A 26,805-nucleotide genomic window follows, 5' to 3' on the forward strand; every position below is an offset into this window, starting at 1 on the left:
CCATGCTGCAGACCCGCGATATCACCAAATCCTTCGGCGGCCTGCGTGCGGTGAATGCCGCCAGCATCGAAGTGCCCGGGGCCGCGATCACCGCCGTGATCGGCCCCAATGGTGCCGGCAAGACCACGCTGATGAATATCATCTCCGGTTTCGCCGTGCCGGATTCCGGCAGCGTCACGCTCGATGGCAAGGCAGCAACCGGGGCGCGGCCGCACCAGCTCTGCGCCATGGGCCTGGCCCGCACCTTCCAGAACCTGCAGATGTTTTCCGACATGAGCGTGCTGGAAGTGGTGACCACGGGCCGCTACCGGCATCAGCGCGCCAGCCTGCTGTCCAACCTGCTGCATCTGCCGTCCACCCGCGCCGAGGAACGTGCAGGCGTGGAAAAGGCGCGCGACATCCTGCGCTTCCTCGGCATCGAGGAAAGCTACTGGGAGCGCCGCGCCGGCGACCTGCCCTATGGCGTGCAGCGCCGCACCGAGATTGCCCGCGCGCTCGCCACCGAGCCGAAATACCTGTTGCTGGATGAGCCCGCCGCCGGCCTCAACAATCAGGAAACCGCCGATCTGGGCCGCGTGCTGCGGCTGATCGCGGATAGCGGCGTGGCGGTGGTGCTGATCGAGCATGACATCGACCTGGTGATGGATGTGTCGCAGCGCATCTTCGTACTCGACGCCGGCACAGTGATCGCCGATGGCGATCCGGCCGCGATCCGCAGCAACAAAGCGGTGATTGCCGCCTATTTCGGAGGCGAGGAGTGATGAGCGATCCGATCCTCCGGCTTGAGAATATGTCGGCCTATTATGGCAATCTCTGCGCCATCCGTGATGTCAGCTTCGCGATTGCACCGGGCGAGACGGTCTGCCTGATCGGCCCCAACGGCGCCGGCAAGACCACCTTGCTGAAGGCGATTTCCGGCGTGCTCGACAAGGTGCAGGGCGAAATCCGCTATCTTGGCGAGCCGGCGCCGCGCGCCAAGCCACAGCAGATGGTGGCCCAGGGCCTGATCCAGGTGCCGGAAGGCCGCCAGATTTTCGCCGGCATGACGGTGGCGGAGAATATCCGCATCGGCGGCTTCAAGCAGCGCGGCACCAACCAGGCGGAAATGGTCGAGCATGTGCTCTCGATCTTCCCACGCCTGCGCGAGCGCCGCGATCAGCTTGCCGGCACGCTCTCGGGCGGCGAGCAGCAGATGCTGGCCATGGGCCGCGCGCTGATGGGCAAGCCGAAATTGCTGATGCTGGACGAGCCCTCGATGGGCCTGGCGCCGCTGGTGGTGCGTGAAATCTATCGCGAAATCGCCAAGCTGCGCGATCTCGGCGTCACCATCCTGCTGGTGGAGCAGAATGCCAAGATCGCCCTGAATATTGCCAGCCGCGCCATCATCCTGAGTGCCGGGGAGATGCGCTACCAGGGCGACAGTGCCGCGCTGCTCGGCGACAAGGATCTCAAAAGCATTGTGTTCGGCCACTAGGCCGTCTGGGAAGAGTTTAAGGAGACGCAAGTATGGATGTGTACGAGAAGCTGGAAGCCAAGCGGGCCTGGGCGCTGAAAGGCGGCAGCGGGTCCGAGAAGGCGGCGAAGATCCTGGCCGGCAAGCTGTTCGTGCGCGACCGCCTGGAGCGTTTCTTCGATGGCCCGTTCGAATTCGAGGACGGTCTCCTTGCTGGCGTGCAGAAGGGCGTGCCCGCCGATGCCGTGGTGACCGCCATCGGCCAGGTGAATGGCCGTCGCGTCGCGGTGATCGCCAATGACTTCACCACCAAGGCCGGCACCTGGGGCTACCAGACCTTCCTCAAGATCACCCGCTTTCAGGAACTCGCCTTCAATCTCAAGCTGCCGCTGGTCTATCTGGTGGATTCCGCCGGAGCGCGCATCGACGAGCAGAAGCTGTGCTATCTCGGCCGTCGCGCCTGGGGCAATATCTTCTACAATCAGGTCAAGTTCTCCGGCGCCATCCCGCAGCTTTGCGTGCTGTTCGGCCCGTCGCCGGCCGGTGCCGCCTATGTGCCGGCCTTGTGCGACGCGGTGATCATGGTGGACAAGACCGCCACCGCCTATCTCGGCTCGCCGCGCATGGCGCGGATGGCGATCGGCGAGGATATCTCGGAAGAGGATCTCGGCGGCGCCCGCATGCATTGCACGCTCTCGGGCCTCGGCGACATCCTGGTGCAAAGCGATGATGAAGCCATCGCGGTGGCCAAGCGCTACCTGGATTTCTTCCCCGCTTCCTGGACCGAGAAGCCGGCGCCCAAGGCCGATAGCGGCAAGGCCAATCCGGTGGATATCACCAAGATCATCCCGGTGAACCAGAACCAGCCCTATGACGTGAAGGAACTGATCGCGGCCCTGGCCGATGACGACAGCGTGCTGGAAATCAAGGCGCTGTTCGCCAAGGAGATGGTGACGTCCCTGGTGCGGCTTGGCGGCATGCCGGTCGGCATCGTCGCCAATAATTCCAAGGTCAAGGGCGGCGTGCTGTTCAATGATTCGTCGGACAAGGCGGCGCGCTTCATCTGGATGTGCAACGCCTTCAACATCCCGCTGCTTTTCCTGCAGGATATCAGCGGCTACATGATCGGCTCGGCGGTGGAGAAGGCGGGTATCATCCGCCATGGCGCCAAGCTGCTTTCCGCCGTCTGCGAGGCCACCGTGCCGCGCATCTCGGTGATGGTACGCAAGGCGTATGGCGGCGGCTACCTGGCGATGTCCGGCGCGCCGACGCAGCCCGACGCGATGCTGGCTTTGCCCACCGCCATGCCGGCTCTGGTCGGCCCGGAGGCGGCGGTGAACGCGATGTATTTCAACCAGATCGCCGAATTGCCGGAAAAGGATCGCGCTGCCTTCATCATGAAGAAGCGCGAAGAATACGGCGCCGATATCGATGTCTATTCTGCCGCGGCCGATCCGCTGGCGGTGGAAGCGGTGGTCAATCCCAATGAACTGCGCGACGAACTGATCCGCCGCTTCCGCGTGTATTCGCTCAAGAAGGCGGAAGCCTTCGAGAAGCGCAGTGCCGTGCATCCTGTGTAAAATACGTAAGGATTGTGACAATGAAAAAAATCAGCTCTCCCATGGCCGGCACTGTCTGGAAGATCGTCAAGGCGGTCGGTGACGAGGTTGACTACGGCGATACCGTGGTGATCCTGGAATCGATGAAGATGGAAATTCCGGTGGAAGCCGACAATCGCGGCAAGATCAGCCGCATCCTGGCCGAGGAAGGCCAGGTGGTGGATGAAGGCACGCCGCTGATCGAGTTGGCCTGAATAGAGTAGGCTTGCGGCCGGTTGAAGGAGTACAGCATGACCACCTCGGTATCGGATCACGTCGCCCGCAATGCCCGGAAATTTCCGGATCGCATCGCGCTGATCGACGAGGCCGGCGAGATCAGCTACCGCGATCTTGATGCCAATGCCACGCGGCTGGCGAATTACCTGCTGGCCCAGGGTATCGGCACCGGCGACAAGGTGGCGTTGCTGGCGAAGTCGTCGATCAACTGGGTGGTGGCCTATCTCGCAATTCTCAAGCTGCGCGCCACCTGCGTGCCGCTGAACTACCGTCTTACCCGCCAGGATATCGCCAACAACCTGGAAGACGCGGAATGCCGCTTTGTCATCACCACCGCCGATCTGCAGCGCTCGCATCTGGCGGAGGCTGATGCGCTGCCCTATGCGCTGATCGACGACAGTGCCGGCGCGAACAGCCTCAAGGCGATACTATCCAGCCAGTCGGCGACTTTGCCCGATATCCGGCCGCAGGACGACGACCTGCAGCTCATCATGTTCACCGGCGGCACCACTGGCCGTTCCAAGGGCGTGATGCACAAGAATGCCGGCGTTTTCTGGAATACCGTGCATGAAAGCCTGGATACCGGCATGCATGAATTCGACAACACCATCCTGGCGACGCCGCTGCACCATGCCGCCGCGCTGAATTGCTGGCTGCTGCCACATCTCTATCTCGGCGCGCGGGCCACGATCATGACCGAATACAGCGCCGAGAAGATGGTGGACATGATTCACCGCCACAAGGTGACGAACGGCTTCGCGCCGCCTTCGGTGGCGCGCGAGATGTGCCTGGCCGCGGAATCGGCGCCGGAAAAGCTGGCCAGCTTCAAGCGCTGGTATGTCGGCGGCGGCATCCTCTCGGCCAAGGACCGCGACCGCATGCATGCCTTGGTGCCGGGTGTGCGCATCTATTACCAGTATGGCCTCACCGAAGCCGGCGTGATCGTTACTGTGCTGAAGGAAGAGGATTACGCCACCGCGCCCGATTCCATCGGCCGGCCATTCATCAATTTCGAGGTCAAGATCGCGCGCGATGACTTGAGCGACGCCGATATCGGCGAAGAGGGTGAAATCCTGGTGCGCGGTCCCTCGGTGATGGCGGGCTATTTCAAGCGCCCCGATGCCACGGCGGCGGCCTTCCATGATGGCTGGCTGCGCACTGGCGACATGGGGGTGATGGATGCCAATGGCTATGTCTTTTTCAAGGACCGCCTGAAGGACATGGTCAAGACCGGCGGCCTCAATGTCTATTCGCAGGAGGTCGAGCGCATCCTGCAGAAGCATCCGGCGATTCGCGAGGTCGGCATCATCGGCCTGCCGAGCGAGAAATGGGGCGAGGAAGTGACCGCCATCGTCGTGCTGCGCGATGGCCATCAGGCGGCGCCGGACGAGATCATTGCCTTCGCCAAGGCCAACATGGCCAGCTACAAGGCGCCGAAGCGCGTGATCCTGATCCCCTATGCCGATATGCCGATCAACTATTCCGGCAAGATCATCAAGCGCGAATTGCGCGACCGTATCGCTGCCATGGTGGAGGCCGCCTGATGCGCCTGGATTACAGCGGCAAGGTGGTGGTGGTAACGGGCGCAGGCCAAGGCAATGGCGCGGCGATGGTGCGCGGCTTCGCCGCTGCCGGGGCTGCGGTGGCGGTGGTGGACCGCAACCTGGGCAATGCCGAAGCCGTCGCCTCCGGTATCATCGCCGATGATGGCAAGGCCAAAGCCTATCAGGCCGATGTCGCCGATGCCGGGGCCTGCGCCGCGCTGGCGGCGAAAGTTGCCGCCGATCTCGGCCCGGCCGATGTACTGGTGAACAATGCCGGTATTCTGCTGCGCGGCCGGCTGGAGGAGATCGATCCGCTCGCCACCTGGCAGCAGACGCTGTCGGTCAATCTCGGCGGCGCCTTCAACATGTGCATCGCCTTCCTGGCGCAACTAAAAAGCCGGCGCGGCTGCATTCTCAATGTCGGCTCGATCCAGTCTTTCGTCGCGACGCCGAATTCGGTCGCCTATACCGCCTCCAAGGGCGGCGTGGCACAGATGACCAAGGCCATGGCCTATGAATTCGCCGAGAACGGTATCCGCGTGAACGCGATTGCCCCCGGCGTCATCGCCACGCCGATGACCGAGGCGACGCGCGGCGATCCGGCCAAGCTTGGTGCGCTGCTGGCGCATGTGCCGATGCGCCGCTATGGCGAGGCCGAGGAATTGATCGGCCCGGCGCTTTTCCTCTGTTCATCCGCAGCATCCTACGTGACAGGCACGATCCTGCCCGTGGATGGCGGCTATCTGGCCGCCTGACCGGCGATGCGGAACCGGGTGCATAGCCGCCTTGTTCTGCCTGCTATAGAAACAAACGACCGTTTATCAAGTGATCAGCATGGTCTGTCACGCTGCTGCCTCCGGGCAGCGGTGCGGCGTGCCATGCCATTCGGGACAGGCGGTGCCTGGCCCTAACAAAGCACCGGCAACAAGGCCGGGGCGACACAACAGCGAGGAGGAAATGACCATGAAGATTATGATGCAGGGGCTTAAAGCCCTGACCGCGGCGGCGGCCTTGTGGTGTGCCGGCACGGCAGCACAGGCGCAGCCGATCACCATCGGCGCGGTTTATCCGATGACCGGTTCAGCCTCCTTCCTCGGTATCCCCGAGGATCGCGCGCTGCGCATGATCGTCGAGGAATGGAACAAGGCTGGTGGCCTTGGCGGCCGTGAGGTCAAGGTGATCGTCTACGACACCGAGGGCAATTCCTCCAAGACGGTGCAGCAGCTCCGCCGGCTGGTCGAATCCGACAAGGTGGATGTGGTGTTCGGCCCCTCCAGTTCCGGTGAAAGCCTGGCGGCGATCCCGATCGCCAACGAACTGGCGACACCAATGATCGCCCATGGCGGCACCGAGGCGATTGTCACGCCGCCGCTGAAATATGTGTTCAACTCGGTGCCGGTCGACCGCGTGGCGATTTCCCATGTGCTGAATTATGCCAAGACAAAGGGCATGAAAAAGATTGCCATGATGAGCGCGGCGGATGGCTATGGCCAGTCAGGCGCCCGCATCCTCAAGGAGATTGCCGGTAATTTCGGCCTCGATGTGGTGGCGATGGAGGAATTCAACCGCCAGGATCTCGATATCACCGCCCAGGTGCTGCGCGTGCAGCAGAAGTCGCCGGATGCGGTGATGGTGTGGAGCGCATTGCCAGGGCCGTCGGTGATCCTGAAGAATGCCCATGCTGTCGGCTTCAAGGCGCCAATCATCGTCGGCTATGGCGGCGCCTCGAACCAGCTTGTCGCCAATCTCGGCCCGGCGGCCGAGGGTGTCTATATCTCCTCCTTCCGCCTGCTGGTGCCAGATAGCCTGCCGGACAGCGATCCGTCCAAGCCGGTGGTCGACCGCCTGTATAAGAACTACAAGGCGAAATACGGCGAGGCGCCGGAGAATTTCGCCCAGCACAGCTTCGATGCGGCACTGATCCTGGAACAGGCCGTGAAGCAGATCAGCGGCAAGGTGACGCGCGACAACCTGCGGGACGCTATCGAAAAGGTGCAGGTCACCGGCGCCAATGGCCAGTTCCGCTTCACGCCGGAGAATCACGGCGGCTTGAGCGTTGAATCGAAGCCGCTGATCATGCTGCGGCATGAACAGGGCAAGTGGAAGGTGGCGGAATAACCGCCAGGTCCGACCATACAGGCGCGGGCGGCGAAGGCTGCCCGCGCCGCATTCCCGCGCAAAGGTGAACCATGCTGAACATTCCGCAGAACACGCTGCCCGATATATGGGCTTATCATGCCCGCACAGCGCCGCGCAAAACCGCCATCACCTGCGGCAGCGACAGCATCACCTGGGGCGAATTCGGCGCCCGCATGAACCAGGTCTGCCATGCGCTGTCCGGCCTCGGCGTGCAGCGCGGCGAGCGCATCGCCTTCGTGATGTCGAATACCATCGAATATCTGGTGCTGCTCTGTGGCGCGATGAAATACGGCGCCTGCGTGGTGCCGATCAGCACCCTGCTGGCGCCGGAACAGATCGCCACGCTGGCGAATGATTCCGACAGCCGCTTCCTGTTCACCGATGCCGGCTTCATCGACGTGGTATCGGGTATCCGCGCCAGCCTGCAGCATGTCGACCGGGGCGGCGTCTTTTCCAGCCAGGGTGAAGGCGGCTGCCGCTCGATCCGCGATCTGCTCGAGAATGCCTCGCGGGATGAGCCGGGCATCGCGCTCATGCTCGATGACCTGATGAATATCAGCTATTCCTCGGGCACCACCGGCCTGCCCAAGGGCGTGGTCTATTCCCATCGCGCCCGCGCCCATATGGGCATGACCTACGCCATCGCGATGAAGTTCGGCCCGACTTCGCGCAGCCTGCTGACCACGCCGATCTATTCCAACGGCACCTGGATCACGCTGTGGCCTGCGCTGCTTACCGGCGGCGAGGTGGTGATCATGCCGGCCTTCACGCCGCTTTCCTGCCTGGAGCTGATGCAGCAGCATCGCATCACCCATGCCTTCATGGTGCCGACCCAGTTCATCCGCCTGATGGCCGAGCCGCGCTTCGGCGATTTCGATCTCTCCAGCCTGCGCATGTGCCTCACCGCCGGTTCCAGCATGAGCGTGGAAGTGAAGCGCCAGGTTTTTGCCGCCTTCGGCCCTTGCCTGCATGAACTCTATGGCTGCTCTGAAGGCGGCGCCACGATCATCACGCCGGAGGAATTGCAGCAGCGCATGGCTTCCGTCGGCCGCCCGACGCCGGGCTTCGATACCCGCATCCTGGGTGGCGACGACCGCGAAGTGGCGCGCGATGAACCAGGCGAAATCGCCTTCTATGGCGGCTGGATGATGCGCGGCTACCACAACAACCCGAAGCAGACCGAGGAAGCGACTTGGCGCGACGAGCATGGCCGCGAATTCATCCGCACCGGCGATATCGGCCGCATGGACGAAGATGGTTATCTCTATGTCGTCGATCGCAAGAAGGACATGATCATTTCCGGCGGCTTCAATGTCTTCCCTTCCGATATCGAGGCGATCCTGCAGCAATGTCCGGATGTGCTGGAAGCGACCGTGATCGGTGCACCGCATCCGGTCTGGGGCGAAACGCCGGTGGCCTTCGTCATCCCGCGTAATGCTGCCAAGGCAGAGGCCGGTAGCATTGCCGCCTGGGCGAATGAGCGGCTGGCCAAGACCCAGCGCCTTTCCCGCGTGGTGCTGATGGAGGAATTTCCGCGCAATGCGCTCGGCAAGGTGATGAAGCGCGATCTGAAGGCCGCTTTGTAAACGCGCAGGCTTCAGGCGGCGGCTTCCTTTGCTGGCGCCGTCATCGCTTCGATCAGGCCGATAGCCTCCGCCGTGCTCACCACTTCGGCGTATTTATAGGCCATGTCGAACAGGTTGACCGCATGCAGCATCGGCGCACGGTCGTAGCAGCCATCATGCGGCACGATGACTTTTTAGTCATGGGCATAGCCGTCGATTATCGACGCACGGATGCAGCCGCCGGCCGTCTGGTAATGCGCCAGGGTTTCAGCCGGGATATAGCCGTCCCACGGATTTGACATCGCGCTTCTCCTTTGCCGTTTGGCAGCCGCGACACAGCAAGCTTGGCTAAATCGTTGATATTCCGCCAAAGAAAATAATATTCTGTTGAGTAGAATTTATATTTCTGGACGAGGTGGAAGCCGTCGGGTCATACATAGGTATGGGTGCCCCTGAAAGTGGTACTTTCCCGCATCTTCCTGGTGTAGCGTCGTTGCAGACGTTGCTGGCGGGGGTGCGCCATGGCGAATGCCATAGTCCATATCATTGAAGACGATGCTTCGCTGCGCGAGGCGATTGGCAGCCTGATGCGCTCGGTCGGGCTGGAGGCAAGGGCCTATGGCAGCGTGCAGTCCTTCCTGCAGGGCCGGCATGACGATGCGCCGGGCTGCCTGCTGCTGGATGTGCGCCTGCCGGGCATGAGCGGCCTGGATTTCCAGGCCGCGCTCGCCGAGCATGACGTGCATATGCCGGCCATTGTGATGACCGGCTATGGCGATATTCCGATGACGGTGCGTGCGATGAAGGCCGGCGCGGTGGATTTCCTCACCAAGCCGTTCCGTGAGCAGGACATGCTCGATGCCGTCACCACCGCGATCGAGCGTGACCGCCGCCGCCGTGCCGGTTCGGAAGGCAGCGCGGCGCTGAAGGCGCGCTACGACAGTTTAAGCCAGCGCGAACGCCAGGTCATGGCCCTGGTCACGGCGGGCAAGATGAACAAGCAGGTGGCCGGGGATCTGGGCTTGAGCGAAATCACGGTGAAGATCCACCGCGGCTCGGTGATGCGCAAGATGGCGGCCAAGAGCCTGGCCGACCTGGTGCGCATGGCGGAAGCGCTGAATCCCCTGCTTCAGGCGCACTGACTGCGCGGCAGGCGGCGACGACAGGGCCATTATTTTCCGCTGATATATACTTGCGTATGAGTGCCCCCCGGCAGACCCACCCCTATAGTCGGACAAAGCTTATTTACAGTATGCCAATGGGCGCCCTGTGCGACCCTGGGCATGGAAAGTCGAGTCTGCCGCGTGCCTAGTCCAGCTTCCGCTCCGCTCCCGCAAATCGCCATCGTCGATGATGATGACTCCATGCGCCAGGCCTTGGTGGCGCTGATCCGCTCCTTCGGCTTTGCGGCCAGTGCCTATGGCTCGGCTGAGGAATTCCTCGCTGCCCCGGCTTTGCGGCAGGCCGATTGCCTGGTCACCGATATTCACATGCCGGGGCTTTCCGGCATCGAGCTGAAGCGCAAGTTGACCGAGCGCGGCATTGCCTTGCCGGTTATTATGATCACGGCCCGGGCCGAAGCCGGGCTGGAAGAAAAGGCCATGGCCAGCGGCGCGCTGTTCGTCTTGCGCAAGCCGTTCGAGGCCGAGGTGCTGGTGAATTGCATCGAACAGGCGCTGGCCTAGGCGTTACCCGCCGGGCCTGGTGCGATAATGGGGCGGCATGAGCGGCGTATTTGGCGCGGATCTCGCGGATCTGATCGAACTGGTGCATGAAAGCGTGCTGGTGCGCGATGCGGCGGGCCAGATCACGCATTGGAGCAAGGGCAGCGAGGTGCTGTATGGCTGGCCGCGCGAGGCCGCCATCGGCAAGCCGGCGCAGAGCCTGCTGAACACTCAGTATCCGCTGCCTGAATCCGAACTGGCGGCGCATCTGGAACAGCACGGACATTGGGAAGGCGAGGTGCGCCGCGCCAATGCCGCCGGGCAGGATCTGCTGGTGCGGGCACGCATCTCGCGCCGCTGCGATGCTCAAGGCGCGGTCCAGTTTGTGGAATCCGGCGTGCCGCTGGGGGCCGAGGCGCGCGACGCGGCGCTGAAGGCCAGCGAATACCGCTACCGCAATCTGTTTCAGGCCATGGCGGCGTCCTTCTGGGAGATTGATTTCACCCCGGTCGGCGCCATGCTGCGCAAGCTGCGCGAACAGGGCGTCACCGAACTGCCGCGCTATTTCCGCGACCACCCGGAATTCGTGCGCGAGATGATGCGCGCCAGCCGTATCATCGATGTGAACGACCAGACGGTTGCCTTGTTCGCCGGTGGTGATCGCGCCCGCATGAACCTGCCGCTGGATGCCTTCTGGCCGGATGAAAGCACCCATGTCTATGCCGAAAGCGTGCTGGCGGCCGTGACCAAGAAGCCGAATTACTGCACGGAGACAAAGCTGCGCCGGGCCGATGGCACGTTGTTCGACGGCTTGTTCACCGCCTGCTTTCCGGCTGAATCGGTGGCCAAGGGCACGCTGCTGATCGGCGTCATCGACATCAGTGAAAGCAAGCGCGCCTTCGCCGAACTGGAAAAGAGCGAGACGCGCTACCGCAATCTTTACAATTCCATGGGCGTCACCTGCTACCAGCTCGACATACGCGGCCTCGGCGCGCTGTATGACGAACTGCGTCGCCAGGGCGTCACCGATATCGCCGCCTATATGGAGGCGCATCCCGAATTCGTCACCCGGGCCATGGAAGTCACCTGCATCGTCGACAGCAACGAGCCCGGCCTGCGGCTGATGGGCGCGGAGAAGCGCGAGGATGTGCTCGGACCGGTGCGGCGCTATTGGATCGAGGATGATTGCGAGGGTTTCAAGCAGTCGCTGGTCTCGGGCTTCGCCGGCAATTCCCGCTTCCAGACCGAGACGCGCCAGCGCCGGCTCGATGGCAGCGAGATGGATGTGCTGTTCACGCTGGCCTCGGCGCCAGCAATGCGCGCCGCCGGCATGGCGCTGATCAGCGTCATCGATATCACCGAGCGCGTGCAGGCGCAGCGCGACCTGTCGCGGCTGCAGAATGATTTCGCCCATGCGGCGCGCATCTCGATGCTGGGCGAACTCACCGCCTCGCTGGCGCATGAGGTGAACCAGCCGCTGGCCGCCATCGCCGCCAATGGCGCCGCCGGCCTGCGCTGGTTGTCGCGGCCGGAACCGGATCTCGCCGAGGTGACGGCGATTACCCGGCGTATGACCGCCGATGCCCAGCGCGCCGCCGAGATTATCTCGCGTATCCGCCTGATGGCTTCGCGCCAGGCACCGGAAAAGGCGCCGCTGCCGGTCAACGCGCTGATCGAGGAGGCGATCCTGTTCCTGCGCCATGAGATGCAGGCCCAGGGCGTGGCGGTGTCGCTGGAGCTGGAGCGCAATCTGCCCGATGTGCTGGGCGACCGCACGCAGTTGCAGCAGGTGGTAGTGAATCTGGCGCTGAATGCCATCCAGGCGCTGGCCGAGGCCAAGGCGGAAAGCCGCATTCTCCGCCTCTCCACCCAGCGTACCGACAGCCGCATCCTGCGTATCTCGGTGGACGATAGCGGCCCCGGCATCGCGCCGGAACAGCGCGCCAAGCTGTTCGACAGCTTCTACACCACCAAGCCGAACGGCATGGGCATGGGGTTGCCGATCTGCCGTTCGATCATCGAGCGCCATGGCGGCGAAATCTGGGCCGAAGCCGCCGCCATCGGCGGTGCACGCTTCTCCTTCACGCTGCCTGTTGCTTAAGGGGGGGCAGCGTGATCGGCCATACCTTGGTTTGTCTCGCGTATATCAGCGGCTGATTCAACGCCGGCCCGCCCAAGTCTAGCCTGCATCTGCCGCAACAGCGCGGCATAACAGCAGGGACATACCATGCGCTACCGCATCCTGGGCCGCAGCGGCCTCCGCGTTTCCACCTTCGCGCTCGGCACCGGCAATTTCGGCAAGGGCTGGGGCTACGGCACTGAAGTTGCCGAAGCGCGCAAGATCTATGATGCCTACCGCTCTGCCGGCGGCAATTTCATCGACACGGCGGACCAATACCAATTCGGCCAGGCCGAAACCATGCTGGCGGATTTCATTGGCCCCGAGCGCGACGATATCGTGCTGGCGACGAAGTATTCGCTCGGCGCCACCCATGGCGCCGGACTGCAGCATACCGGCAACAGCCGCAAGGCCATGGTGCAGTCGGTGGAAGCCAGCCTGAAGCGGCTCAAGACCGACCGCATCGACCTGCTCTGGGTGCATATGCCCGATGGCGTGACGCCGATCGAGGAAATCGCCCGCGGCCTGGATGACCTGAGCCGCGCCGGCAAGATCCTCTATGGCGGCCTGTCGGATTTCCCGGCCTGGCGCTGCGCCACGGCCGCCACGCTGGCGGAATTGCGCGGCTGGGCGCCGGTGGTGGCGGTGCAGATGGAATACAGCCTGGTGGAACGCACGGCCGAGCGTGAACTGCTGCCGATGACCGCCGCCTTCGGCCTGGCGCCGGTGATCTGGTCGCCGCTCGGCGGTGGCTTGCTCACCGGCAAATACCGCAAGGGCGAGCAGGGCCGCGCGCAAGGCCTGGGCGTGGTGATCCAGCATGAAAGCGATGAACGCCGCGCCGCCACGCTGGACGCCGTGCTGGAAATTGCTGGCGAGCTTGGCGTTTCGCCGGGCCAGGTGGCGATTGCCTGGACCTTGAGCCGAGGCGTGCTGCCGATCCTGGGGCCGCGCACGCTGGAGCAGTTCACCGATAATCTGGCGGCGGCGGATGTGCGCCTGAGCGAAGCGCAGCTTATTCGGCTCGACGAGGTCAGCGCCACGCCGCTAGGCTTCCCGCATGAGGTGGTGGCCAAGACCGCCGCCGTGCTCGCCGGCAGCAAGCCGGAGCTGATCGACCGCCATGTGGCGGTGCGCTGAAGGAGGCCGTCATGACCGAACGCCGCGACGTCATGCAGCAGGGTTATCCGAAGGACCATACCGCGCTGCTGTTCCTCGATCCCTATAACGATTTCCTTGCCGAGGGTGGCAAGCTGTGGTCGCGCGTGCAGGCGGTGGCCATCGCCGCCGGCCTGCATGGCAACCTCACGCGCATCACGGCTGAAGTACGCCGGCAGGGCTTGAAAGTGTTCATCGTGCCGCATCACCGCGCCGAGCCAGGTGATCTCGACCATTGGGATCACCCGACGCCCTATCAGCTCGGCAGCTCGAAATTCCAGGTCTTCGCCAAGGGCTCCTGGGGTGGCGAATGGTTTCCGGCCTTCGCGCCGCAGGCCGGCGACGTGGTGGCGAAGGAGCATTGGGGCGGCAGCGGCTTCGCCAATACCGATCTGGATTTCCTGCTCAAGCAGCACCGCGTCACGCATTGCATCTTCATCGGCCTGATCGCCAACACCTGCGTTGAATCCACCGCGCGTTTCGCCGCCGAGCTTGGCTATCACGTCACCCTGGTGCGCGATGCCACCGCCGCCTTCAGCGCGGAAGCCATGCAGGCTGCGCATGACATCAACGCGCCGACCTATGCCCATGTCGTCACCACCACCGATGCCCTGCTGGCGGCGCTGGCTTTGTAAGCAACGATGCATCGTGAAATCGACGGCTGGGCCATAAGCCCGGCCGTTGTCGTTTCTGCCACAGGGTTATCGCTCTCATACCAAGAGATGGCGCGACATACCGCAGGTCTGATTCAAGCTGCCTGGCGCTTTTGGCATTCTGTCCCTGTCGACGCGGACAGCGTCAACGCAAACCGAACCGACAGGAGCCAGGCGATGACCGCCACAAAACTGACCACCTCGCGCCGTAGTGTGATGCAGGGCGGCCTCGGCATCGCCGCTCTCGCTACGCTGCCAAGCACCATGCTGGGCGGCACGGTATTTGCTCAGACCACCCAGGCTACTCCCACGCAACTCGTTCCGCAGCAACAGGAAGGCAACACCATGGATACCATCATCACCGCCGACGGCACCCGTATCTTCTTCAAGGATTGGGGCCCGAAAACCGCTCCGGCGATCATGTTCCACCATGGCTGGCCGCTCTCGGCCGACGACTGGGACAACCAGATGCTCTACTTCCTGGCCAAGGGCTATCGCGTCATCGCCCATGACCGCCGCGGCCATGGCCGTTCGACCCAGACCTACAGCGGCAACGAGATGGACACCTACGCCGCCGATGTCGCCGCCCTGGTGAAGGCGCTCGACTTGCGCAATGTGATCCATGTCGGCCATTCCACCGGTGGCGGTGAAGTGGCGCACTACGTGGCGCGGGCCGAGAAGGGCCGGGTCGCCAAGGCGGTTTTGCTCGGCGCCGTGCCGCCGATCATGGTCAAGACCGACAAGAATCCCGGCGGCCTGCCGATCGAGGTGTTCGACGGCTTCCGCGCCGCCCATGCCGGCAACCGCGCGCAGTTCTTCCACGACGTGCCGGCGGGGCCGTTCTACGGCTTCAACCGCCCCGGCGCCGAACCGTCCCAGGGCATCATCGACAATTGGTGGCGCCAGGGCATGATGGGCGGCACCAAGGCGCAGTATGACTGCATCAAGGCCTTCTCCGAGACCGACTTCACCGACGACCTCAAGCAGATCGACGTGCCGGTGCTGATCATGCATGGCGACGACGACCAGATCGTGCCGATCGGTGCCTCCGCCTTGCTGGCGATCAAGCTGGTGAAGCAGGGCACGCTGAAGGTCTACAAGGGCCTTGGCCATGGCATGGCGACGATCAACGCCGACATCATCAACGAAGACCTGTTGGCGTTTTTCAAGGCCTAGTCTGGCTTCAAGGCGTAAGCATTTTGCCGACTGGCCGCTTCCCCCCGGCCAGTTCGTCCCGCCGCCGCCCGTGCCTCCCCCTTGCGGGCGGCGGCCCCCCATTCAGGGCTACGCCATCGGGGAGAGGGTCAGAAGCCGCTTTCGCGCAGCAGCACGGCGACAGTCTGGTCAAACAGACGGCGAGCAAAGCTCTGCGCCGGGGCCTCGGCCAGCACGGTGCCGCGCAAGCTGCGCTCGATACCTTCCAGCTTGCCTTCCGGCACCAGCACCACACGATAGAGGCCATGGCTCGGCCGTTCGCGGCCATCGGCTTCCTTGCGTGCCGGCAAGGGTCCGCCATGCAGGCTGCTCAGTGCCAGCACGTCGATGCTGTCGAGCGTGCCGGCGGCGATCTCGCTGACCCGCAGCGGGAAACTCTCGGCGGCATTGTCGAGCGGCACGAAGCGCGCCGCCGCACCGGGTTCGAGGCGCCGGATATCGGTTTCATCCAGATAAGCCACGGCTTCGATGCGCTGGCGGTCGGCGAGCAGCAGCAAGGGCTGGCGCGGCTCCACCCACAGGCCGGGGCGCAAGCCCTTCAAAATCTCCACCACGCTGCCGTCCACATTGGCGCGCAGCAGCAAGCGGCCGCGCAGTTCTTCCAGGCCGGCGCGGCGTCGCTCCAGGCTGGCGCGCTGTTCACGCAAAACCGGCATCTGGCGCCGCACATCCGGGCTGGCGGCGGCGCGGGCGATCTGCAGGTCCAGGATGGCGATGCGCTGCTGCGTGAGTATCAGGTCATGATCGAGGTCCGGTGCCGCCAGCCGCAACAGCGGCGTGCCAGCCACGACGCGCTGCTCGCGTTCAATCAGCACTTCCTCCACCCGGCCGCTCACTGGTGCATAGGCCATGGCATATTCCGAGGCGCGCAGCATCGCCGGCATCGTCACTTCGCCGCGCCACGGCGTGATGAAGGCGGCAAGGCCAATGCCGGCCAGCAGCAGAGTGGCGAGCAGCCGCCGGTTCGGCCGCAGCAGGCGGCGCTGCTGCCACCAGGCGCGCATCTCGGTCCAGATCGGGCGCAGGATGAACCATACGACCTCGACCACGAACAGCAGAATGCCGAGCAGCTTGAAGAAGAAATAGTAGACCAAAGCCGCGATGCCGATGAACAGGATCAGGCGGTAGACCCAGGTGATATAGGCATAGGCGATCAGCAGCTTCTGCCGGCGCGGCGGAAAGACTTCCGGCGGCGCCAGGCCGAGGCCGAACAAGGTTTCGCGCAAATGCCATCGTGCCAGGGCGAAGGCGCGCTCCTGCAGATTCTCAACCCCGAGCCAGTCGGCCAGCAGGTAATAGCCGTCGAAGCGCATGAACGGGCTGGCATTGATCGCCACCGTGGCGATGAAGCTCACCGCCGCCAGGCTGAAGGCGACCGAGCGCAGCGGACCTTCGGGCAGCAGGCTCCAGGCCAGCAGCGCGAAAGCCGCCAGGCTGCCTTCCGCCATCATGCCGGCGGCGCCGATCAGCAGGCGCGGACGGCGCTCGGTCAGCCGCCAGGCATCGGTGACATCGGTATAGAGGACGGGATAGAGCACCATGAAGGCGATGCCCATGCTGGGCACGCGGCAGCCCTGGCGCTTGGCCATCAGGGCATGTCCCATCTCATGGATGCTCTTGGCCAGGCCGAGCGCGATGCCGAAATAGAGCAGGCCCTGCCAGCTCGCCATGTCAGGCAAGGTGGCCCAGAACTGGTCCCATTGCCGGCTGGCGAGATAGAGCCCGAGCAGGGCGATGCCGGCGATGATCAGCGCGGCGCCACGGCTGAACAGGAAATCCAGCTTCGGCGCCAGTTGGCTGAGAAACTTATCCGGCCGTAGCAAAGGCATGCGGATGAACAGGTAATTATGCAGCAGCCAGGTGGCCCAATGATGGCGCTGCGCCGCGCGTGCCTGCACCAGCTTGGTGATGCCGCCGCTATCCTCGCGCCGCAGCAGGTTGTTGCCATCCAGGAAACGCAGCATGGCTTCCAGGCGGTCGCCGGCCAGGGGACGACCAAGCTGCGTCGCGGCGGCGCTCAGCACCGCCATCGCCTCGCCGCGCTGCCAATGGCGCAGCAGCGCGAAGGCTTCGGCGCCGATACGGTAATAGCGGTTGCGCACCGGATCGTGGATGGTCCAGGTCGGGCCGCCATTTTCCGCTGCCGGGCCGGGCAGCAGGCTGAGATCGTCGCGCAGCCGCGGCAAGACTTGTGCGGGCGCTGCCCCTGGGGCGGAGAGGGCGGCGGCCTGCATCTCAGAAGCCGATCATTTGCCGCAAAGCCGCCGCCGGGCGGCGGAACAGATACAGCGCCAGCGGCACCGGGCGGCCCTGGATCTTCGCCGTGCCGCGCAGCCCGAGGCGGGGCAATGCCGCGCCGGCGGGCAGCGCCAGATCGGCATTGACGCGGTAGGCAGCGATATTGTCAGCGCCGACTTCCGGCTCGAAGGCGGCATCGCGCAAGGTTGCGTCGAGGGCTTTAAGCGGGTCGCTGTCGAGGAACATCTGTACGGCGGCACCGCTTTCCAGCGCCACCGCATCGGCGACGGGCAGCCGCGCTTCGATCTCGACCCGCGCCGGATCGGCGATGGTGAGAATGCGCATCCCGGTACTCACCGGGCGACCGAGCCAGTCATTGGCGCTGCGGAACACCGCCACGCCGTCACGCTCGGCTTTCACCTTGCTGCGTTCCAGCCGCGCCTGGGCGAATTGATGCTCGGTGGCGCGCAGGTTGGCTTGTGCGGTGAGCAGCGCGATCTGAGCGCCGGAGCGCGGATCGCCAAACGCGCCCTGCTGTGCGCTGCGCAATTCCGCCTGCGCCACGGCCAGTTCCTGCGCCGCCACTTCGGCGCGGGCGCGCAGGTCGGTATCCTCGAGATCAAGCAGCGGCTGGCCGGCGCGTACCGCCTCGTTCGGCCGCACATGCAGCCGTGCCACCACGCCATCCAGCGGCGCCGTCACCAGGAAGGGATCGCGCGGCACGATTTCCGCAGGCGCCAGGGCCGATTGCCGCACCGGGATGAAGCCGGCGGCGATGATCAGCGCCAGCACCAGCCATTGCAGTTTCGCGAAAGCCGGCCAGCCGCGCCGCCGCGCGATGCGCCCTTTGCGCTGCGCAAGCAGGGCCCAGGCATGGCCATAGGTTTCCGCCAGGCGCTCGGCCAGCACCATTTCCTCCGGACTCCAGGGCTGCTGGCGGGCCAGCCACAGCACGGCAATCGGCTGTGCCGCTTCGGTCGCCTCGGGCAGCGGCAGCGGCAGCCACAAGGCCTGCGCGGCGGAAAATTCCGCCCAATCGGCGGCCAGTTCGGGTGTCGTCTGGGTGGCGTTCAGGGTTTGCGTCTTCGCCGCATCGGGCTGGCGCAGGCGCTCCGCTGCAACCGTCTCCAGCCAGCGGATGAAGGGTGCATTACGCTCCACATCGGGTACGTCGGCGGCGGCCAGCACGCGCGGCATGCCGCTGGCCGGCCAGTCGAGCAGGGCAATCTGCGCCGCCGGCAGCAGGCTGCGGCTGCGGTTCACCAGGATGAAGCGCAAAGCCTCCAGCGAGGCGGCGCGGCGCACCTCGCGCTCAAGCGTCAGCAGCGCCACCAAAGCTGCGGAAGGGGGGGCGGCAGAAGGCGTTTCCAGCTTCATCGCACCATCCTACACGCCATCTGCGCGTATTTCACCGGCCGACAGTTAGCGACATGGTGGTGAAATGCCGGTTCCATGCCTAAGGCCCTGGAAAAACACCAAAGTTGCCGCAATCCGGCCCCATTCGGCGCCAAGCCTGTTCCTCACCGCAACCGCCTTGTTGTAACCGGAGGAACCGATGATGACGACGACCCCCGCTGCCACCCCGCAAAATCAGGAGGGCCTGCGCGAACAGATGCTGGCGCTGCTGCCAAGCCTGCGCGGTTTTGCCCGCGGTCTTGCCGGCCAGCGCGCCGAGGCCGATGATCTGGTGCAGGAAACCCTGCTCAAGGCGTTGAGCAACGTCGAGCAGTTCCGCCCTGGCACCAATCTGCGTGCCTGGCTGTTCACCATCCTGCGCAACCATTTCTATTCCACCAAGCGCCAGGAACGCCACGAAGTTTCCGACAGCGACGGCAGCATCAGCGCGATGCAGAGCGTGCCGCCGCCGCAGGAGGGTGCCCTGGTGGCGAAGGAGCTGGCTGTAGCCATGCGCCGGCTGCCGGAGCCGCAACGCGAGGCGCTGCTGCTGGTGGCGGTGTTTGGCCTGTCCTACGAGGAAGCCGCCAGCATCGGCGGCTGTGCCATCGGCACGATGAAAAGCCGCGTCAACCGTGCCCGCAACCGCCTTGGCGAATTACTCGGGCTTGAGGCCGGCCAGCGCGCCACCGGCAGCGATGCCGTGATGCTGGCCGGCACGCGGCTCTAGCCGGTCAAGTTTAAAGCCCGCCGATTAAAGTCCCGGCGGCGTCATCGGCAGCGGCTGCAACTGGGGTTGTTCCTGGGGCTGCTGCTGGTGCGCTGCCGCCAGTTTTTCCGCCAGTTGGTCCACCAGGGCGCGCTGCGCTTCCGGCAGCGGCTCGCTCGGGGCTGCATACAGCGCCTTGAGTTCACGGTTCAGCGCCGCCCGGGTGCGGGCCTGGCGGGTCTTGTCCTGCAGCAGATTGAACGACATGGCTGGTCTCCTCGACAGTTCCTGATGCAGGCAAAACGTCCAGGACAGGTCAAAGTTCCCCTCATCAGCAATATTTTTCAGTTCCGCCCTGCCGGCGCATCCTTCTTTGCTTTTGCAAAAATATTTCGGGCAACCAACGCGCCGCCCCGGCGTTGTATGGGCGTGGTCAATGAAGGCCATGCAGTCTGAGGAGAGTGACTCATGAATCCGAATCAGCAGACACCGCAGCATAACCCGAGTGGGCAGCAGGGTCAGAGTGGCAAGCCGAATCAGCAGTCGCAGCAGACCCCGCCGAAGCAGGGTCAGCCGGGCCAGGCCCAGCCGGGGCAGCAGAAGCAGCCCCAGCACAACCAGCAGCCGGGCAGCGGTAACCCGCGCCAGCGTTAGTTGGTACCCTGACAAATACCGACAGATTCTGACACATTACAGGAGGGCCCCGCCGGAAAACGGCGGGGCTTTGTTTTCTGCGACGGCGAGTTGATGTATATCAAAACCATAAACTACAGACTTCAGCTATAAGCTGAAAACGACGGACCACAAGCAAGAGTGATGCGATTTGCTTTGTGGTGTTTATTCTGGGGTGAAGTGAATGGCCAAACCGACGCTTATTGATCGCGCCCGGCATTTTGGCGCGGAAGACATCATCGTTTCCAAAACCGATCCGCAGGGCCGCATTACCTATGCTAATGATGTGTTCTGCCGTGTCGGCGCCTACAGCGTGCCGGAACTGATCGGCAAGCCGCATGCGATTCTGCGCCATCCCGACATGCCGCGCTGCGTCTTCAAGCTGCTCTGGCAGCGTATCAAGGCTGGCGAGGAAATCTTCGCCTATGTGAAGAACCTGGCCAAGACCGGCGAATACTACTGGGTGCTGGCGCATGTGACGCCGGATATCGGCCCCGATGGCGCCATCACCGGCTATCACTCCAACCGCCGCGCGCCGCATGACAGCGCGATTCAGGTGATCGAGCCGGTCTATGCCGCTTTGCTGGCCGAGGAAGCCAGGCATGACGACCGCAATGCGGCGATTCAGGCCGGCACGGCGTTGCTTGAGGCGACGCTGGCCAAGGCCGGCAAGAGCTACGACGAATTCATCTTCAGCATCACGCCTGAGGCCTGAGCCATGTTCAGCTTCCGCAAATACCGACTGATGGAACAGGCGCTGCAGGACCTCGATGCCGTGGCTCGCCGTGTTGCGATGGGCGATTTCTCTGCCCGCCTGGTGCATACCGAAGCCTATGGCGAATATTCGCCGACCCTGGTGGCGTTCAACCGCGCGCTCGATCTCGCCGATGCTTATTTGCGCGAATCCCAGGCCTCTTTGCGCTATGCCGCTGCCGGCAAGTATTTCCGCCCCTTCCTGGTGCGTGGCATGGCGGGCGATTTCCGCCGTGGCGCCGAGCAGATCAACGCCGCGCGCCGCGCCATGCAGGCCAAGGCCGAGGAAGCGGCGCGGCTGGAACTGGCAGTGGAGAGCGAACGGCGCGAAGCCGAAATCCGCGCCCGCGCCGAGCGCGAAAAGCTGGCGCGTGAATTCGAGGCCGGCGTGATGGCGGTGGTAGAATCCGTGCAGAGCACCAGCGGTCAGCTTGCCGGCCATGCCGATCAGCTTGCCAGCGACACCCGCGAAGCCGCCACAGCCGGCGCGCAAGCCGTCAGCGCTGCCGACCAGGCGACGCAGAACACCCAGGCGATTGCCGCCGCCGCCGAGGAATTGTCGGCGACGGTGCAGGAAGTGGCGCAGCAGGTGCGGTCATCGCGCGAGGCCAGCAAGAGTGTCGCCAGCGAGGTCGGTCATGCTTCCGAAGCGGTGGCGCAGCTTGAAGTGGCCAACCGCAAGATCGACGAGGTGGTGGAATTCATCCGCTCGGTGGCGTTCCAGACCAATCTGCTGGCGCTGAATGCGTCAGTGGAGGCGGCGCGCGCCGGTGAGGCCGGCAAGGGCTTTGCCGTCGTGGCGCAGGAAGTGCGCAGCCTGGCGCAGAAAACCACCGAGGCGGCGAAGGATATCGCGCATCAGATCAGCGCCATCCAGAATGCCTCGGCGCTTACCGTGCGTTCCATCGCGGTGATCCAGGAGCAATCGGCAAGCCTGGATGGCCGGGTCGGCGCGATCTACGATTCCACCCAGGAACAAGCCGCCGCCACCAGCGACATCTCGGGCAATATTCAGGAAGCGGCGGCCCGCACCGAAAGCGTCGCCAGCAACATCCAGCATATCTCCCAGAGCATCGAACGGTCCGGCGGCGTGGCCGAGGAAGTGTCGCAGGGCGCGGCGCATCTGCAGAGCCAGGCAAGCCTGCTGGCCGATCAGGTGGCGGCGTTCCTGAAGTCGATCCGGGCTTAGGCGTTTCTTTCCTGGCGTCATTCCCGCGCAAGCGGGAATCCCATTTGCTTGTAATGAATGAGCCTCTCGCTTGCGCGAGAGTGACAATGGAGAGGCTTGAGGGGGGGCGTCTAGCGCCTGGCGGGCTTCTTGGCTTTAGCCTTTGTCTTGGCCTTCGGCTTGGCTGGTACCGGGGCGGGGGCTGGAGCCAGGGCCGGCGGACGCGCGGCATTGATCAGCAGCAGCGCCATGTCGTCCACTTCCACCGAAAGCTGGGCCAGGCGCGGTGCTGCGATATGCAGCCGGCCGTGCAGGCCGCGCGGGCTGCTGCCCACCACGGTGGCGGAAAGCGGCTTGGCACGGTCGGCCAGCCACAGCTTCACCTTGGTTTCGGATGCGATATCCAACGCCGGGTTGAACAGGAAGCCGGTAAGTGAAAGATTTTCGACCTTACCGTCATGCAGCACGCCGCCATGGTCCAGCTTGGCGGCAATCGCCGTATCGCGGCGGTCGAACAGCCGCCGGTTAGCCGCCTGCCCACCTTTCGCCGGACCTCCCTTTGCCTTGCCTGCTTTGCTGGCCATCGCCTGTCCCCGCCAGATGCACCGATAACGCGGATCATAATCGACTCTTTGTGACGAGGGAATGCGCCGCTCTTGCCACATCGATCCTTTCGCCCAGGCATGCTTTCGCACTGCACGCAGCGGCGCGGTGGTGGCGCCCGTGCAACTCCTTGCCTATTATTACACCAAGTTGACCGCTTACAGGCTCAAAGCTTCAGGATGCCATGACCGCCCGGCTGCCGCCGCAAACTGTCGTGCACGCGCTTTCGCGCCACGCCGCCTATCTTTCCGGGCGACCGGGCGGCGAGCGCCTGCAGCGCCGCAACGATGATTTCTCCGGCCTCGATCTCGGCGGCGCCATTCTCGACGATGCCATCCTGCCCGGCTGCATCTTCACCGATGCGGCGCTGAATTCGGCGCAGTTCGTGCGCGCCGATCTGTTCGGCAGCGACTTCACCCGCGCCGACCTCACCCGCACCATGTTCGACAAGGCGGACCTGCGCGGTGCCAATTTCCTCATGTCGATCCTGCGCCAGACCTCGTTCCGCCAGGCCGACCTGCGCGCCGGCCAGATCCTGCGCCACACCACCGATGGCAAGGAAGTGGCCGAGACCGTGCCGGTGAACATGAGCGGCGCCAATCTCGAGGATGCCAATCTCAAGAGCGCCTATCTTGACCATGCCAACCTGACCAATGCTTCCGCCGTCGGCGCCAGCTTCGCCGCCGCCAACCTGTTCGCGGTCAACCTCACCGGCGCCGATCTCACCAACGCCGATTTCGCCGGCGCCAAGCTGAAGGAAGCCAGTTTTGTCGGCGCCAAGCTGGATGGCGCGCGCTTCACCGGCGCTGATCTGCGCGGCGCCAATCTGCGCAGCGTCGATCTCAGCACCGCCGATACCACCGGCGCCAACCTGCAGGGTGCGATCCATCGCGGCGCCTCGGCGCAGCTTCCCCCCGATGTCGAAGCCAAGCTCAAGGGCCATGGCCGCTGGATCGTTTCCAATGGTGCAGAGGGCGAGCGCGCGGTGTTCAGCAAGATGAAGCTGCAGGGGCTGGATTTCTCGAGCTGCGATCTGCGCGCCGCCGTTTTCCACGAAACCAATCTCGCTGGCGCCTTCTTCACCCGCAGCCAGTTGATGTTCGCCAGTTTCATCGGCGCCGATCTACGCAAGGCGAATTTCGACCAGGCGGATTGCGGCGGCGTCAATTTCTCCGCGGCGATATTGGCCGGCGCCGCCTTTCGTGGCACCCAGCTTGTTGGCGTGCCGATCTACAATGCGCTGAACCAGCGCACCGGCAAGGTGGTGTTCCCGCGCTTCGATACCAGCGACCTCACCGGGGCCGACCTGCGCGGCGCGGTGATCGAAGGCGTGGATTTCTCAAGCAGCATCTTCGCCAAGGTCAACATTGCCGGCACCGATCTGCGGCAATGTATCGGCATGCAGGCAAAACGCTGAGGCTGGCAATACAATGACCGTATTGCTCGATCCCGGCCTCGGCTACAGCGATGCCCGGCTTAAGGCACTGCACCGCCTGTGGCAGGACAAGACCGAAGCCCACAAGATCGAAGCGCGGGGTGCATTGCCATCGCGGGCGGAATTCACGCCGCTGGAGATGCGCGACTTCCTGAGTGATCTCTACATGGTGGATGTGGCGCACAGCGGCCGCTTCCGCTATCGCCTGATCGGCACCGCGATCACCCAGCGCGTCGGCCGCGATGTCACCGGCAAGTATTTCGATCAGATCTATGCGCCTGAGGTGCTGGAGAATTTCTGCGCCAGTTTCCACTGGATCGCACGCCACAAGCTGCCGTTGCGCAGCTACGGCACGATGGCTTTCTCGGATCAGGAATATTTGAGCTTCGAGGCGCTGGAAGTGCCGCTGGCCAGCGATGGCGTCACGGTCGATATCATTCTCGGCGTGGTGGCGGTGCGCTCGGCGAAGTGATCAGACTTCGAAATGCTGCCAGTTGACGCGGCCCAGCGGCATGTCCTTGAGCTTTTCCACAAAGGGCTTCGCGCCGATATAGATCGGCGTCAGGCTGATGCCCTGCGCCACCAGCACGAGATCATGTCGGCCTAGTTTCTGCTGGAAGGCGGACATCGAACGCTGTGCCAGTTCAGGTGTCGAAATCCCGGCCTCGGCGACCATGATCAAGGTGACCACCTTGCCGTCGATCTGGAAATTCGCGAAAGGATATTTTTGTGCCATCAGCCCCTCCCGGTATGCGGGACGCGGTATCTATCGTAGACCTGTTTCCAGCTACGTCCAGGGTAATTTGACGCAATGTGACTAAAATATGGTTAATTGCATGCATTTCGGTTGCGGTGCCGCTAGGGTACTGGAAACGCTGCGTAAGACCTGCCTTTTAAGGGCACAACCATGGACCTTCCGGCAATCAACCGGGAGTCACGCCGGCAGGAAGATGAAGTTGAAAATGTAATCGCCGCGGCTGGTCGGGCGGCGGTGATTGGCCTCCGGGTCGAGGGCCGAAAACGGTACCAGCTGGCCATGGCGCAGCGCGAAGGCGGCATAGCCCATGGCCACCACTTCGCCCACCATGGTCTCGATCGGCTTGCGGGTATGGACCTCTTCCATTTCGATCACCAGCACCGGGCGGTCGCGGCGGATCAGCCCGGCGGCGCCTTCCAGCACCTCGGCCTCGAAGCCTTCCACATCGATCTTGATGAAGCCGATGGGCGGCAGGGCGCAATCGTCCAGCCGCTTGGCCGGCACTTTCACGCTGCCGAAATGCTCGCCCACCTTGGCGGCGTTGAGCGAGCCGCCCTGGTTGGAATAGCCCTTGCGGCCAAGCGGGATGCGCAATTCCGCCTCGCCGCTGGCATTCGAAGCCGCGATCTGCCAGGCCTCGGCATTACCCGGCTTGCAGCGCGCCAGCACCTTGAACGGCTTCGGGTTGGGTTCGAGCGCGAAAACCTTGGGGCAGTAGCGCGCCAGCATGGCGGTCCACACCCCCTTGTTGGCGCCGACATCCAGGGCGGCCCGGCCGCGATCGACCAGGAAGGGCACCAGGTGCAGCTCTGCCTCGCCGCGGCGCAGTTCTTTCCACAGCCGGTAGCTGCGGTACAGCCCCGGCGGCACCAGGGCGTATTTCAGCTTTTCTTCAAGGGTGGAGGGCGGTTCCCAGGCCAAGCGCGGATCCTTAAGCGAAGGAAGGGCGCTGGTGCTGCCGGACAGGATTGAACTGTCGACCTCGTCATTACCAATGACGTGCTCTACCACTGAGCTACGGCAGCGCGCCGGCTGAAAACGGCGCGGAAAGTGCCACAGGCCCCCTCCCGATGCAAGCACCCCGGGGGACGAAAATCCCCGGCAGTGGTGTCGCACCCGCCGTGCCCCGACTTGATTTGACGGGACAAGGGTTTATGCAGGCTTCGGGTAAAGAAATGGTTGAGGTGCGGCGTGGCCGCGAAGCTGGAAATCGAACGCAAATTCCTGGTCCGCGATCCCGGCATCGTTGCCGGGCTGGGCGGCCGCCGGCTGGAGCAGGGCTATTTCGGCCAAGTAGGCGCCTACCACCTGCGTATCCGCATCGCCGGTGAGGAAGCCTGGGTGACGCTGAAAAGCGACACGCCCGGCGCGGCGCGGCAGGAATACGAGGCGGCGATACCGCTTGCACTGGCCCGCCGCCTGCTGAATGGCTGCCCGGAACGGCACAAGGTGACCAAGACCCGCTACCGCCTGCCGGCCCTGGGGCAGGGGGAGCCCCGGCTAACCTGGGAGATCGACCAGTTTCACGGCCGCCATGAGGGTCTGTGGCTGGCCGAAATCGAACTCGATCGCCCGGACCGCACCCTCGACCTGCCGGTCTGGCTCGGGGTGGAAGTGACCGACGATCCCGGCTACCGCAATGCCGCCCTGGCCGAGGCCCCGCAACAGCCGGCACTGCTGGATGCCGAGTTGCGTCCCCATATCGAAGCCCTGGGTGCTTTTGAGTAAAC

At 64.1% G+C, this 26,805-nt stretch carries 28 protein-coding genes and 1 tRNA gene; 21 read left to right on the forward strand and 8 right to left on the reverse strand.

Annotated elements, in window-relative coordinates; translation table 11 throughout:
• The first annotated feature begins 2 nt into the window (after window positions 1–2).
• From V6B08_RS03950 to V6B08_RS03985, 8 genes are all read left to right on the forward strand, one after another.
• The gene (locus V6B08_RS03950) at window positions 3–761 is read left to right on the forward strand and encodes an ABC transporter ATP-binding protein (RefSeq protein ID WP_341978330.1); all 759 of its coding nucleotides are present in this window, start codon (window positions 3–5) and stop codon (window positions 759–761) included.
• Entirely contained in the window at window positions 761–1,474 is a 714-nt protein-coding gene (locus V6B08_RS03955; protein ID WP_341978332.1) for an ABC transporter ATP-binding protein, read from the forward strand. The genes V6B08_RS03950 and V6B08_RS03955 overlap by 1 nt, the downstream gene beginning before the upstream one ends.
• 32 nt (window positions 1,475–1,506) lie before the next feature.
• On the forward strand, window positions 1,507–3,033 hold the full coding sequence (locus V6B08_RS03960) for an acyl-CoA carboxylase subunit beta (protein WP_341978334.1): 1,527 nt from the start codon (window positions 1,507–1,509) through the stop codon (window positions 3,031–3,033).
• Window positions 3,034–3,053: 20 nt separating this feature from the next.
• A complete protein-coding gene (locus V6B08_RS03965) occupies window positions 3,054–3,266 on the forward strand; it encodes a biotin/lipoyl-binding carrier protein (protein ID WP_341978336.1) in 213 nt (70 codons plus the stop codon).
• Between the two features lie 36 nt (window positions 3,267–3,302).
• Window positions 3,303–4,832 (forward strand): class I adenylate-forming enzyme family protein, encoded by a 1,530-nt coding sequence (locus tag V6B08_RS03970; RefSeq protein WP_341978338.1) that lies wholly within the window; start codon window positions 3,303–3,305, stop codon window positions 4,830–4,832.
• Window positions 4,832–5,587 (forward strand): SDR family NAD(P)-dependent oxidoreductase, encoded by a 756-nt coding sequence (locus V6B08_RS03975; protein ID WP_341978340.1) that lies wholly within the window; start codon window positions 4,832–4,834, stop codon window positions 5,585–5,587. The genes V6B08_RS03970 and V6B08_RS03975 overlap by 1 nt, the downstream gene beginning before the upstream one ends.
• A gap of 202 nt (window positions 5,588–5,789) precedes the next feature.
• Entirely contained in the window at window positions 5,790–6,950 is a 1,161-nt protein-coding gene (locus V6B08_RS03980; RefSeq protein ID WP_341978342.1) for an ABC transporter substrate-binding protein, read from the forward strand.
• Between the two features lie 71 nt (window positions 6,951–7,021).
• Window positions 7,022–8,557, forward strand: coding sequence for a class I adenylate-forming enzyme family protein (locus V6B08_RS03985; RefSeq protein WP_341978344.1), 1,536 nt, complete (start codon window positions 7,022–7,024; stop codon window positions 8,555–8,557).
• Window positions 8,558–8,568: 11 nt separating this feature from the next.
• Here V6B08_RS03985 and V6B08_RS03990 read toward each other — a convergent pair whose 3' ends face one another.
• Entirely contained in the window at window positions 8,569–8,721 is a 153-nt protein-coding gene (locus tag V6B08_RS03990) for a hypothetical protein (RefSeq protein ID WP_341978346.1), read from the reverse strand.
• 336 nt (window positions 8,722–9,057) lie between these two features.
• Here V6B08_RS03990 and V6B08_RS03995 point away from each other — a divergent pair, with 336 nt between their 5' ends.
• The 6 genes from V6B08_RS03995 to V6B08_RS04020 all read left to right on the forward strand — a co-directional run bounded on the left by V6B08_RS03995 (window position 9,058) and on the right by V6B08_RS04020 (window position 15,306).
• Window positions 9,058–9,678: a response regulator transcription factor gene (locus V6B08_RS03995; RefSeq protein ID WP_341978348.1), complete on the forward strand. Its 621-nt coding sequence runs from the start codon at window positions 9,058–9,060 to the stop codon at window positions 9,676–9,678.
• Window positions 9,679–9,819: 141 nt separating this feature from the next.
• Complete coding sequence (locus V6B08_RS04000) at window positions 9,820–10,221, forward strand: response regulator transcription factor (RefSeq protein WP_341978350.1); 402 nt, start codon at window positions 9,820–9,822, stop codon at window positions 10,219–10,221.
• Window positions 10,222–10,258: 37 nt separating this feature from the next.
• Complete coding sequence (locus V6B08_RS04005) at window positions 10,259–12,301, forward strand: PAS domain-containing sensor histidine kinase (RefSeq protein ID WP_341978351.1); 2,043 nt, start codon at window positions 10,259–10,261, stop codon at window positions 12,299–12,301.
• Window positions 12,302–12,427: 126 nt separating this feature from the next.
• The gene (locus V6B08_RS04010) at window positions 12,428–13,459 is read left to right on the forward strand and encodes an aldo/keto reductase (RefSeq protein WP_341978353.1); all 1,032 of its coding nucleotides are present in this window, start codon (window positions 12,428–12,430) and stop codon (window positions 13,457–13,459) included.
• A gap of 11 nt (window positions 13,460–13,470) precedes the next feature.
• Window positions 13,471–14,112, forward strand: coding sequence for a cysteine hydrolase family protein (locus V6B08_RS04015; protein ID WP_341978356.1), 642 nt, complete (start codon window positions 13,471–13,473; stop codon window positions 14,110–14,112).
• A 195-nt stretch (window positions 14,113–14,307) separates the two neighbouring features.
• Window positions 14,308–15,306 carry an alpha/beta fold hydrolase gene (locus V6B08_RS04020; RefSeq protein WP_440588793.1) on the forward strand — a complete coding sequence of 333 codons (999 nt, stop codon included), beginning with the start codon at window positions 14,308–14,310 and terminating at the stop codon, window positions 15,304–15,306.
• A gap of 128 nt (window positions 15,307–15,434) precedes the next feature.
• On the opposite strand, the gene V6B08_RS04025 is transcribed toward V6B08_RS04020, so the two are convergent.
• On the reverse strand, window positions 15,435–17,579 hold the full coding sequence (locus V6B08_RS04025; RefSeq protein ID WP_341978358.1) for a site-2 protease family protein: 2,145 nt from the start codon (window positions 17,577–17,579) through the stop codon (window positions 15,435–15,437).
• A 1-nt stretch (window position 17,580) separates the two neighbouring features.
• The gene (locus tag V6B08_RS04030; protein ID WP_341978360.1) at window positions 17,581–18,960 is read right to left on the reverse strand and encodes an efflux RND transporter periplasmic adaptor subunit; all 1,380 of its coding nucleotides are present in this window, start codon (window positions 18,958–18,960) and stop codon (window positions 17,581–17,583) included.
• A gap of 178 nt (window positions 18,961–19,138) precedes the next feature.
• Between V6B08_RS04030 and V6B08_RS04035 the strand changes: the two genes are divergently transcribed.
• Window positions 19,139–19,708, forward strand: a complete 570-nt coding sequence (locus tag V6B08_RS04035) for a sigma-70 family RNA polymerase sigma factor (protein ID WP_341978361.1) — start codon at window positions 19,139–19,141, stop codon at window positions 19,706–19,708.
• A 24-nt stretch (window positions 19,709–19,732) separates the two neighbouring features.
• Here the strand turns inward: V6B08_RS04035 and V6B08_RS04040 are convergent, their stop codons facing one another.
• Window positions 19,733–19,954, reverse strand: coding sequence for a hypothetical protein (locus tag V6B08_RS04040; RefSeq protein ID WP_341978363.1), 222 nt, complete (start codon window positions 19,952–19,954; stop codon window positions 19,733–19,735).
• Window positions 19,955–20,155: 201 nt separating this feature from the next.
• Between V6B08_RS04040 and V6B08_RS04045 the strand changes: the two genes are divergently transcribed.
• From V6B08_RS04045 to V6B08_RS04055, 3 genes are all read left to right on the forward strand, one after another.
• On the forward strand, window positions 20,156–20,341 hold the full coding sequence (locus V6B08_RS04045; protein ID WP_341978365.1) for a hypothetical protein: 186 nt from the start codon (window positions 20,156–20,158) through the stop codon (window positions 20,339–20,341).
• A 202-nt stretch (window positions 20,342–20,543) separates the two neighbouring features.
• Window positions 20,544–21,074: a PAS domain-containing protein gene (locus V6B08_RS04050; protein ID WP_341978367.1), complete on the forward strand. Its 531-nt coding sequence runs from the start codon at window positions 20,544–20,546 to the stop codon at window positions 21,072–21,074.
• 3 nt (window positions 21,075–21,077) lie between these two features.
• Window positions 21,078–22,301 carry a methyl-accepting chemotaxis protein gene (locus V6B08_RS04055; protein ID WP_341978369.1) on the forward strand — a complete coding sequence of 408 codons (1,224 nt, stop codon included), beginning with the start codon at window positions 21,078–21,080 and terminating at the stop codon, window positions 22,299–22,301.
• Window positions 22,302–22,411: 110 nt separating this feature from the next.
• Here V6B08_RS04055 and V6B08_RS04060 read toward each other — a convergent pair whose 3' ends face one another.
• Window positions 22,412–22,864 carry a PilZ domain-containing protein gene (locus tag V6B08_RS04060; RefSeq protein ID WP_341978371.1) on the reverse strand — a complete coding sequence of 151 codons (453 nt, stop codon included), beginning with the start codon at window positions 22,862–22,864 and terminating at the stop codon, window positions 22,412–22,414.
• 203 nt (window positions 22,865–23,067) lie between these two features.
• Between V6B08_RS04060 and V6B08_RS04065 the strand changes: the two genes are divergently transcribed.
• Both V6B08_RS04065 and V6B08_RS04070 read left to right on the forward strand, forming a co-directional pair.
• On the forward strand, window positions 23,068–24,300 hold the full coding sequence (locus V6B08_RS04065) for a pentapeptide repeat-containing protein (RefSeq protein WP_341978373.1): 1,233 nt from the start codon (window positions 23,068–23,070) through the stop codon (window positions 24,298–24,300).
• A gap of 13 nt (window positions 24,301–24,313) precedes the next feature.
• Window positions 24,314–24,790: a PAS domain-containing protein gene (locus tag V6B08_RS04070; protein WP_341978375.1), complete on the forward strand. Its 477-nt coding sequence runs from the start codon at window positions 24,314–24,316 to the stop codon at window positions 24,788–24,790.
• On the opposite strand, the gene V6B08_RS04075 is transcribed toward V6B08_RS04070, so the two are convergent.
• The 3 genes from V6B08_RS04075 to V6B08_RS04085 all read right to left on the reverse strand — a co-directional run bounded on the left by V6B08_RS04075 (window position 24,791) and on the right by V6B08_RS04085 (window position 26,100).
• Complete coding sequence (locus V6B08_RS04075; RefSeq protein WP_341978377.1) at window positions 24,791–25,054, reverse strand: hypothetical protein; 264 nt, start codon at window positions 25,052–25,054, stop codon at window positions 24,791–24,793.
• Window positions 25,055–25,252: 198 nt separating this feature from the next.
• Window positions 25,253–25,996 (reverse strand): FkbM family methyltransferase, encoded by a 744-nt coding sequence (locus V6B08_RS04080; RefSeq protein WP_341978379.1) that lies wholly within the window; start codon window positions 25,994–25,996, stop codon window positions 25,253–25,255.
• A gap of 29 nt (window positions 25,997–26,025) precedes the next feature.
• A tRNA-Thr gene (locus V6B08_RS04085) sits at window positions 26,026–26,100 on the reverse strand.
• A gap of 166 nt (window positions 26,101–26,266) precedes the next feature.
• Between V6B08_RS04085 and V6B08_RS04090 the strand changes: the two genes are divergently transcribed.
• Window positions 26,267–26,803 (forward strand): CYTH domain-containing protein, encoded by a 537-nt coding sequence (locus V6B08_RS04090; RefSeq protein WP_341978381.1) that lies wholly within the window; start codon window positions 26,267–26,269, stop codon window positions 26,801–26,803.
• Window positions 26,804–26,805 lie beyond the last annotated feature (2 nt).

This window comes from Ferrovibrio sp. MS7, from assembly GCF_038404985.1.
GTDB classification, from domain to species: Bacteria; Pseudomonadota; Alphaproteobacteria; order Ferrovibrionales; family Ferrovibrionaceae; genus Ferrovibrio; species Ferrovibrio plantarum.

Coding starts and splice junctions, on each gene's coding strand:
- V6B08_RS04005 (WP_341978351.1), top strand. CDS start 10,259: ATGAGCGGCGTATTTGGCGCGGATCTCGCGGATCTGATCGAACTGGTG.
- V6B08_RS04075 (WP_341978377.1), bottom strand. CDS start 25,054: ATGGCACAAAAATATCCTTTCGCGAATTTCCAGATCGACGGCAAGGTG.
- V6B08_RS04055 (WP_341978369.1), top strand. CDS start 21,078: ATGTTCAGCTTCCGCAAATACCGACTGATGGAACAGGCGCTGCAGGAC.
- V6B08_RS04025 (WP_341978358.1), bottom strand. CDS start 17,579: ATGCAGGCCGCCGCCCTCTCCGCCCCAGGGGCAGCGCCCGCACAAGTC.
- V6B08_RS04050 (WP_341978367.1), top strand. CDS start 20,544: ATGGCCAAACCGACGCTTATTGATCGCGCCCGGCATTTTGGCGCGGAA.
- V6B08_RS04070 (WP_341978375.1), top strand. CDS start 24,314: ATGACCGTATTGCTCGATCCCGGCCTCGGCTACAGCGATGCCCGGCTT.
- V6B08_RS04065 (WP_341978373.1), top strand. CDS start 23,068: ATGACCGCCCGGCTGCCGCCGCAAACTGTCGTGCACGCGCTTTCGCGC.
- V6B08_RS03980 (WP_341978342.1), top strand. CDS start 5,790: ATGACCATGAAGATTATGATGCAGGGGCTTAAAGCCCTGACCGCGGCG.
- V6B08_RS04035 (WP_341978361.1), top strand. CDS start 19,139: ATGATGACGACGACCCCCGCTGCCACCCCGCAAAATCAGGAGGGCCTG.
- V6B08_RS04030 (WP_341978360.1), bottom strand. CDS start 18,960: ATGAAGCTGGAAACGCCTTCTGCCGCCCCCCCTTCCGCAGCTTTGGTG.
- V6B08_RS03950 (WP_341978330.1), top strand. CDS start 3: ATGCTGCAGACCCGCGATATCACCAAATCCTTCGGCGGCCTGCGTGCG.
- V6B08_RS03960 (WP_341978334.1), top strand. CDS start 1,507: ATGGATGTGTACGAGAAGCTGGAAGCCAAGCGGGCCTGGGCGCTGAAA.
- V6B08_RS03970 (WP_341978338.1), top strand. CDS start 3,303: ATGACCACCTCGGTATCGGATCACGTCGCCCGCAATGCCCGGAAATTT.
- V6B08_RS03975 (WP_341978340.1), top strand. CDS start 4,832: ATGCGCCTGGATTACAGCGGCAAGGTGGTGGTGGTAACGGGCGCAGGC.
- V6B08_RS04020 (WP_440588793.1), top strand. CDS start 14,308: ATGACCGCCACAAAACTGACCACCTCGCGCCGTAGTGTGATGCAGGGC.
- V6B08_RS04040 (WP_341978363.1), bottom strand. CDS start 19,954: ATGTCGTTCAATCTGCTGCAGGACAAGACCCGCCAGGCCCGCACCCGG.
- V6B08_RS04015 (WP_341978356.1), top strand. CDS start 13,471: ATGACCGAACGCCGCGACGTCATGCAGCAGGGTTATCCGAAGGACCAT.
- V6B08_RS04010 (WP_341978353.1), top strand. CDS start 12,428: ATGCGCTACCGCATCCTGGGCCGCAGCGGCCTCCGCGTTTCCACCTTC.
- V6B08_RS03965 (WP_341978336.1), top strand. CDS start 3,054: ATGAAAAAAATCAGCTCTCCCATGGCCGGCACTGTCTGGAAGATCGTC.
- V6B08_RS03985 (WP_341978344.1), top strand. CDS start 7,022: ATGCTGAACATTCCGCAGAACACGCTGCCCGATATATGGGCTTATCAT.
- V6B08_RS03995 (WP_341978348.1), top strand. CDS start 9,058: ATGGCGAATGCCATAGTCCATATCATTGAAGACGATGCTTCGCTGCGC.
- V6B08_RS04045 (WP_341978365.1), top strand. CDS start 20,156: ATGAATCCGAATCAGCAGACACCGCAGCATAACCCGAGTGGGCAGCAG.
- V6B08_RS03955 (WP_341978332.1), top strand. CDS start 761: ATGAGCGATCCGATCCTCCGGCTTGAGAATATGTCGGCCTATTATGGC.
- V6B08_RS04000 (WP_341978350.1), top strand. CDS start 9,820: ATGGAAAGTCGAGTCTGCCGCGTGCCTAGTCCAGCTTCCGCTCCGCTC.
- V6B08_RS04060 (WP_341978371.1), bottom strand. CDS start 22,864: ATGGCCAGCAAAGCAGGCAAGGCAAAGGGAGGTCCGGCGAAAGGTGGG.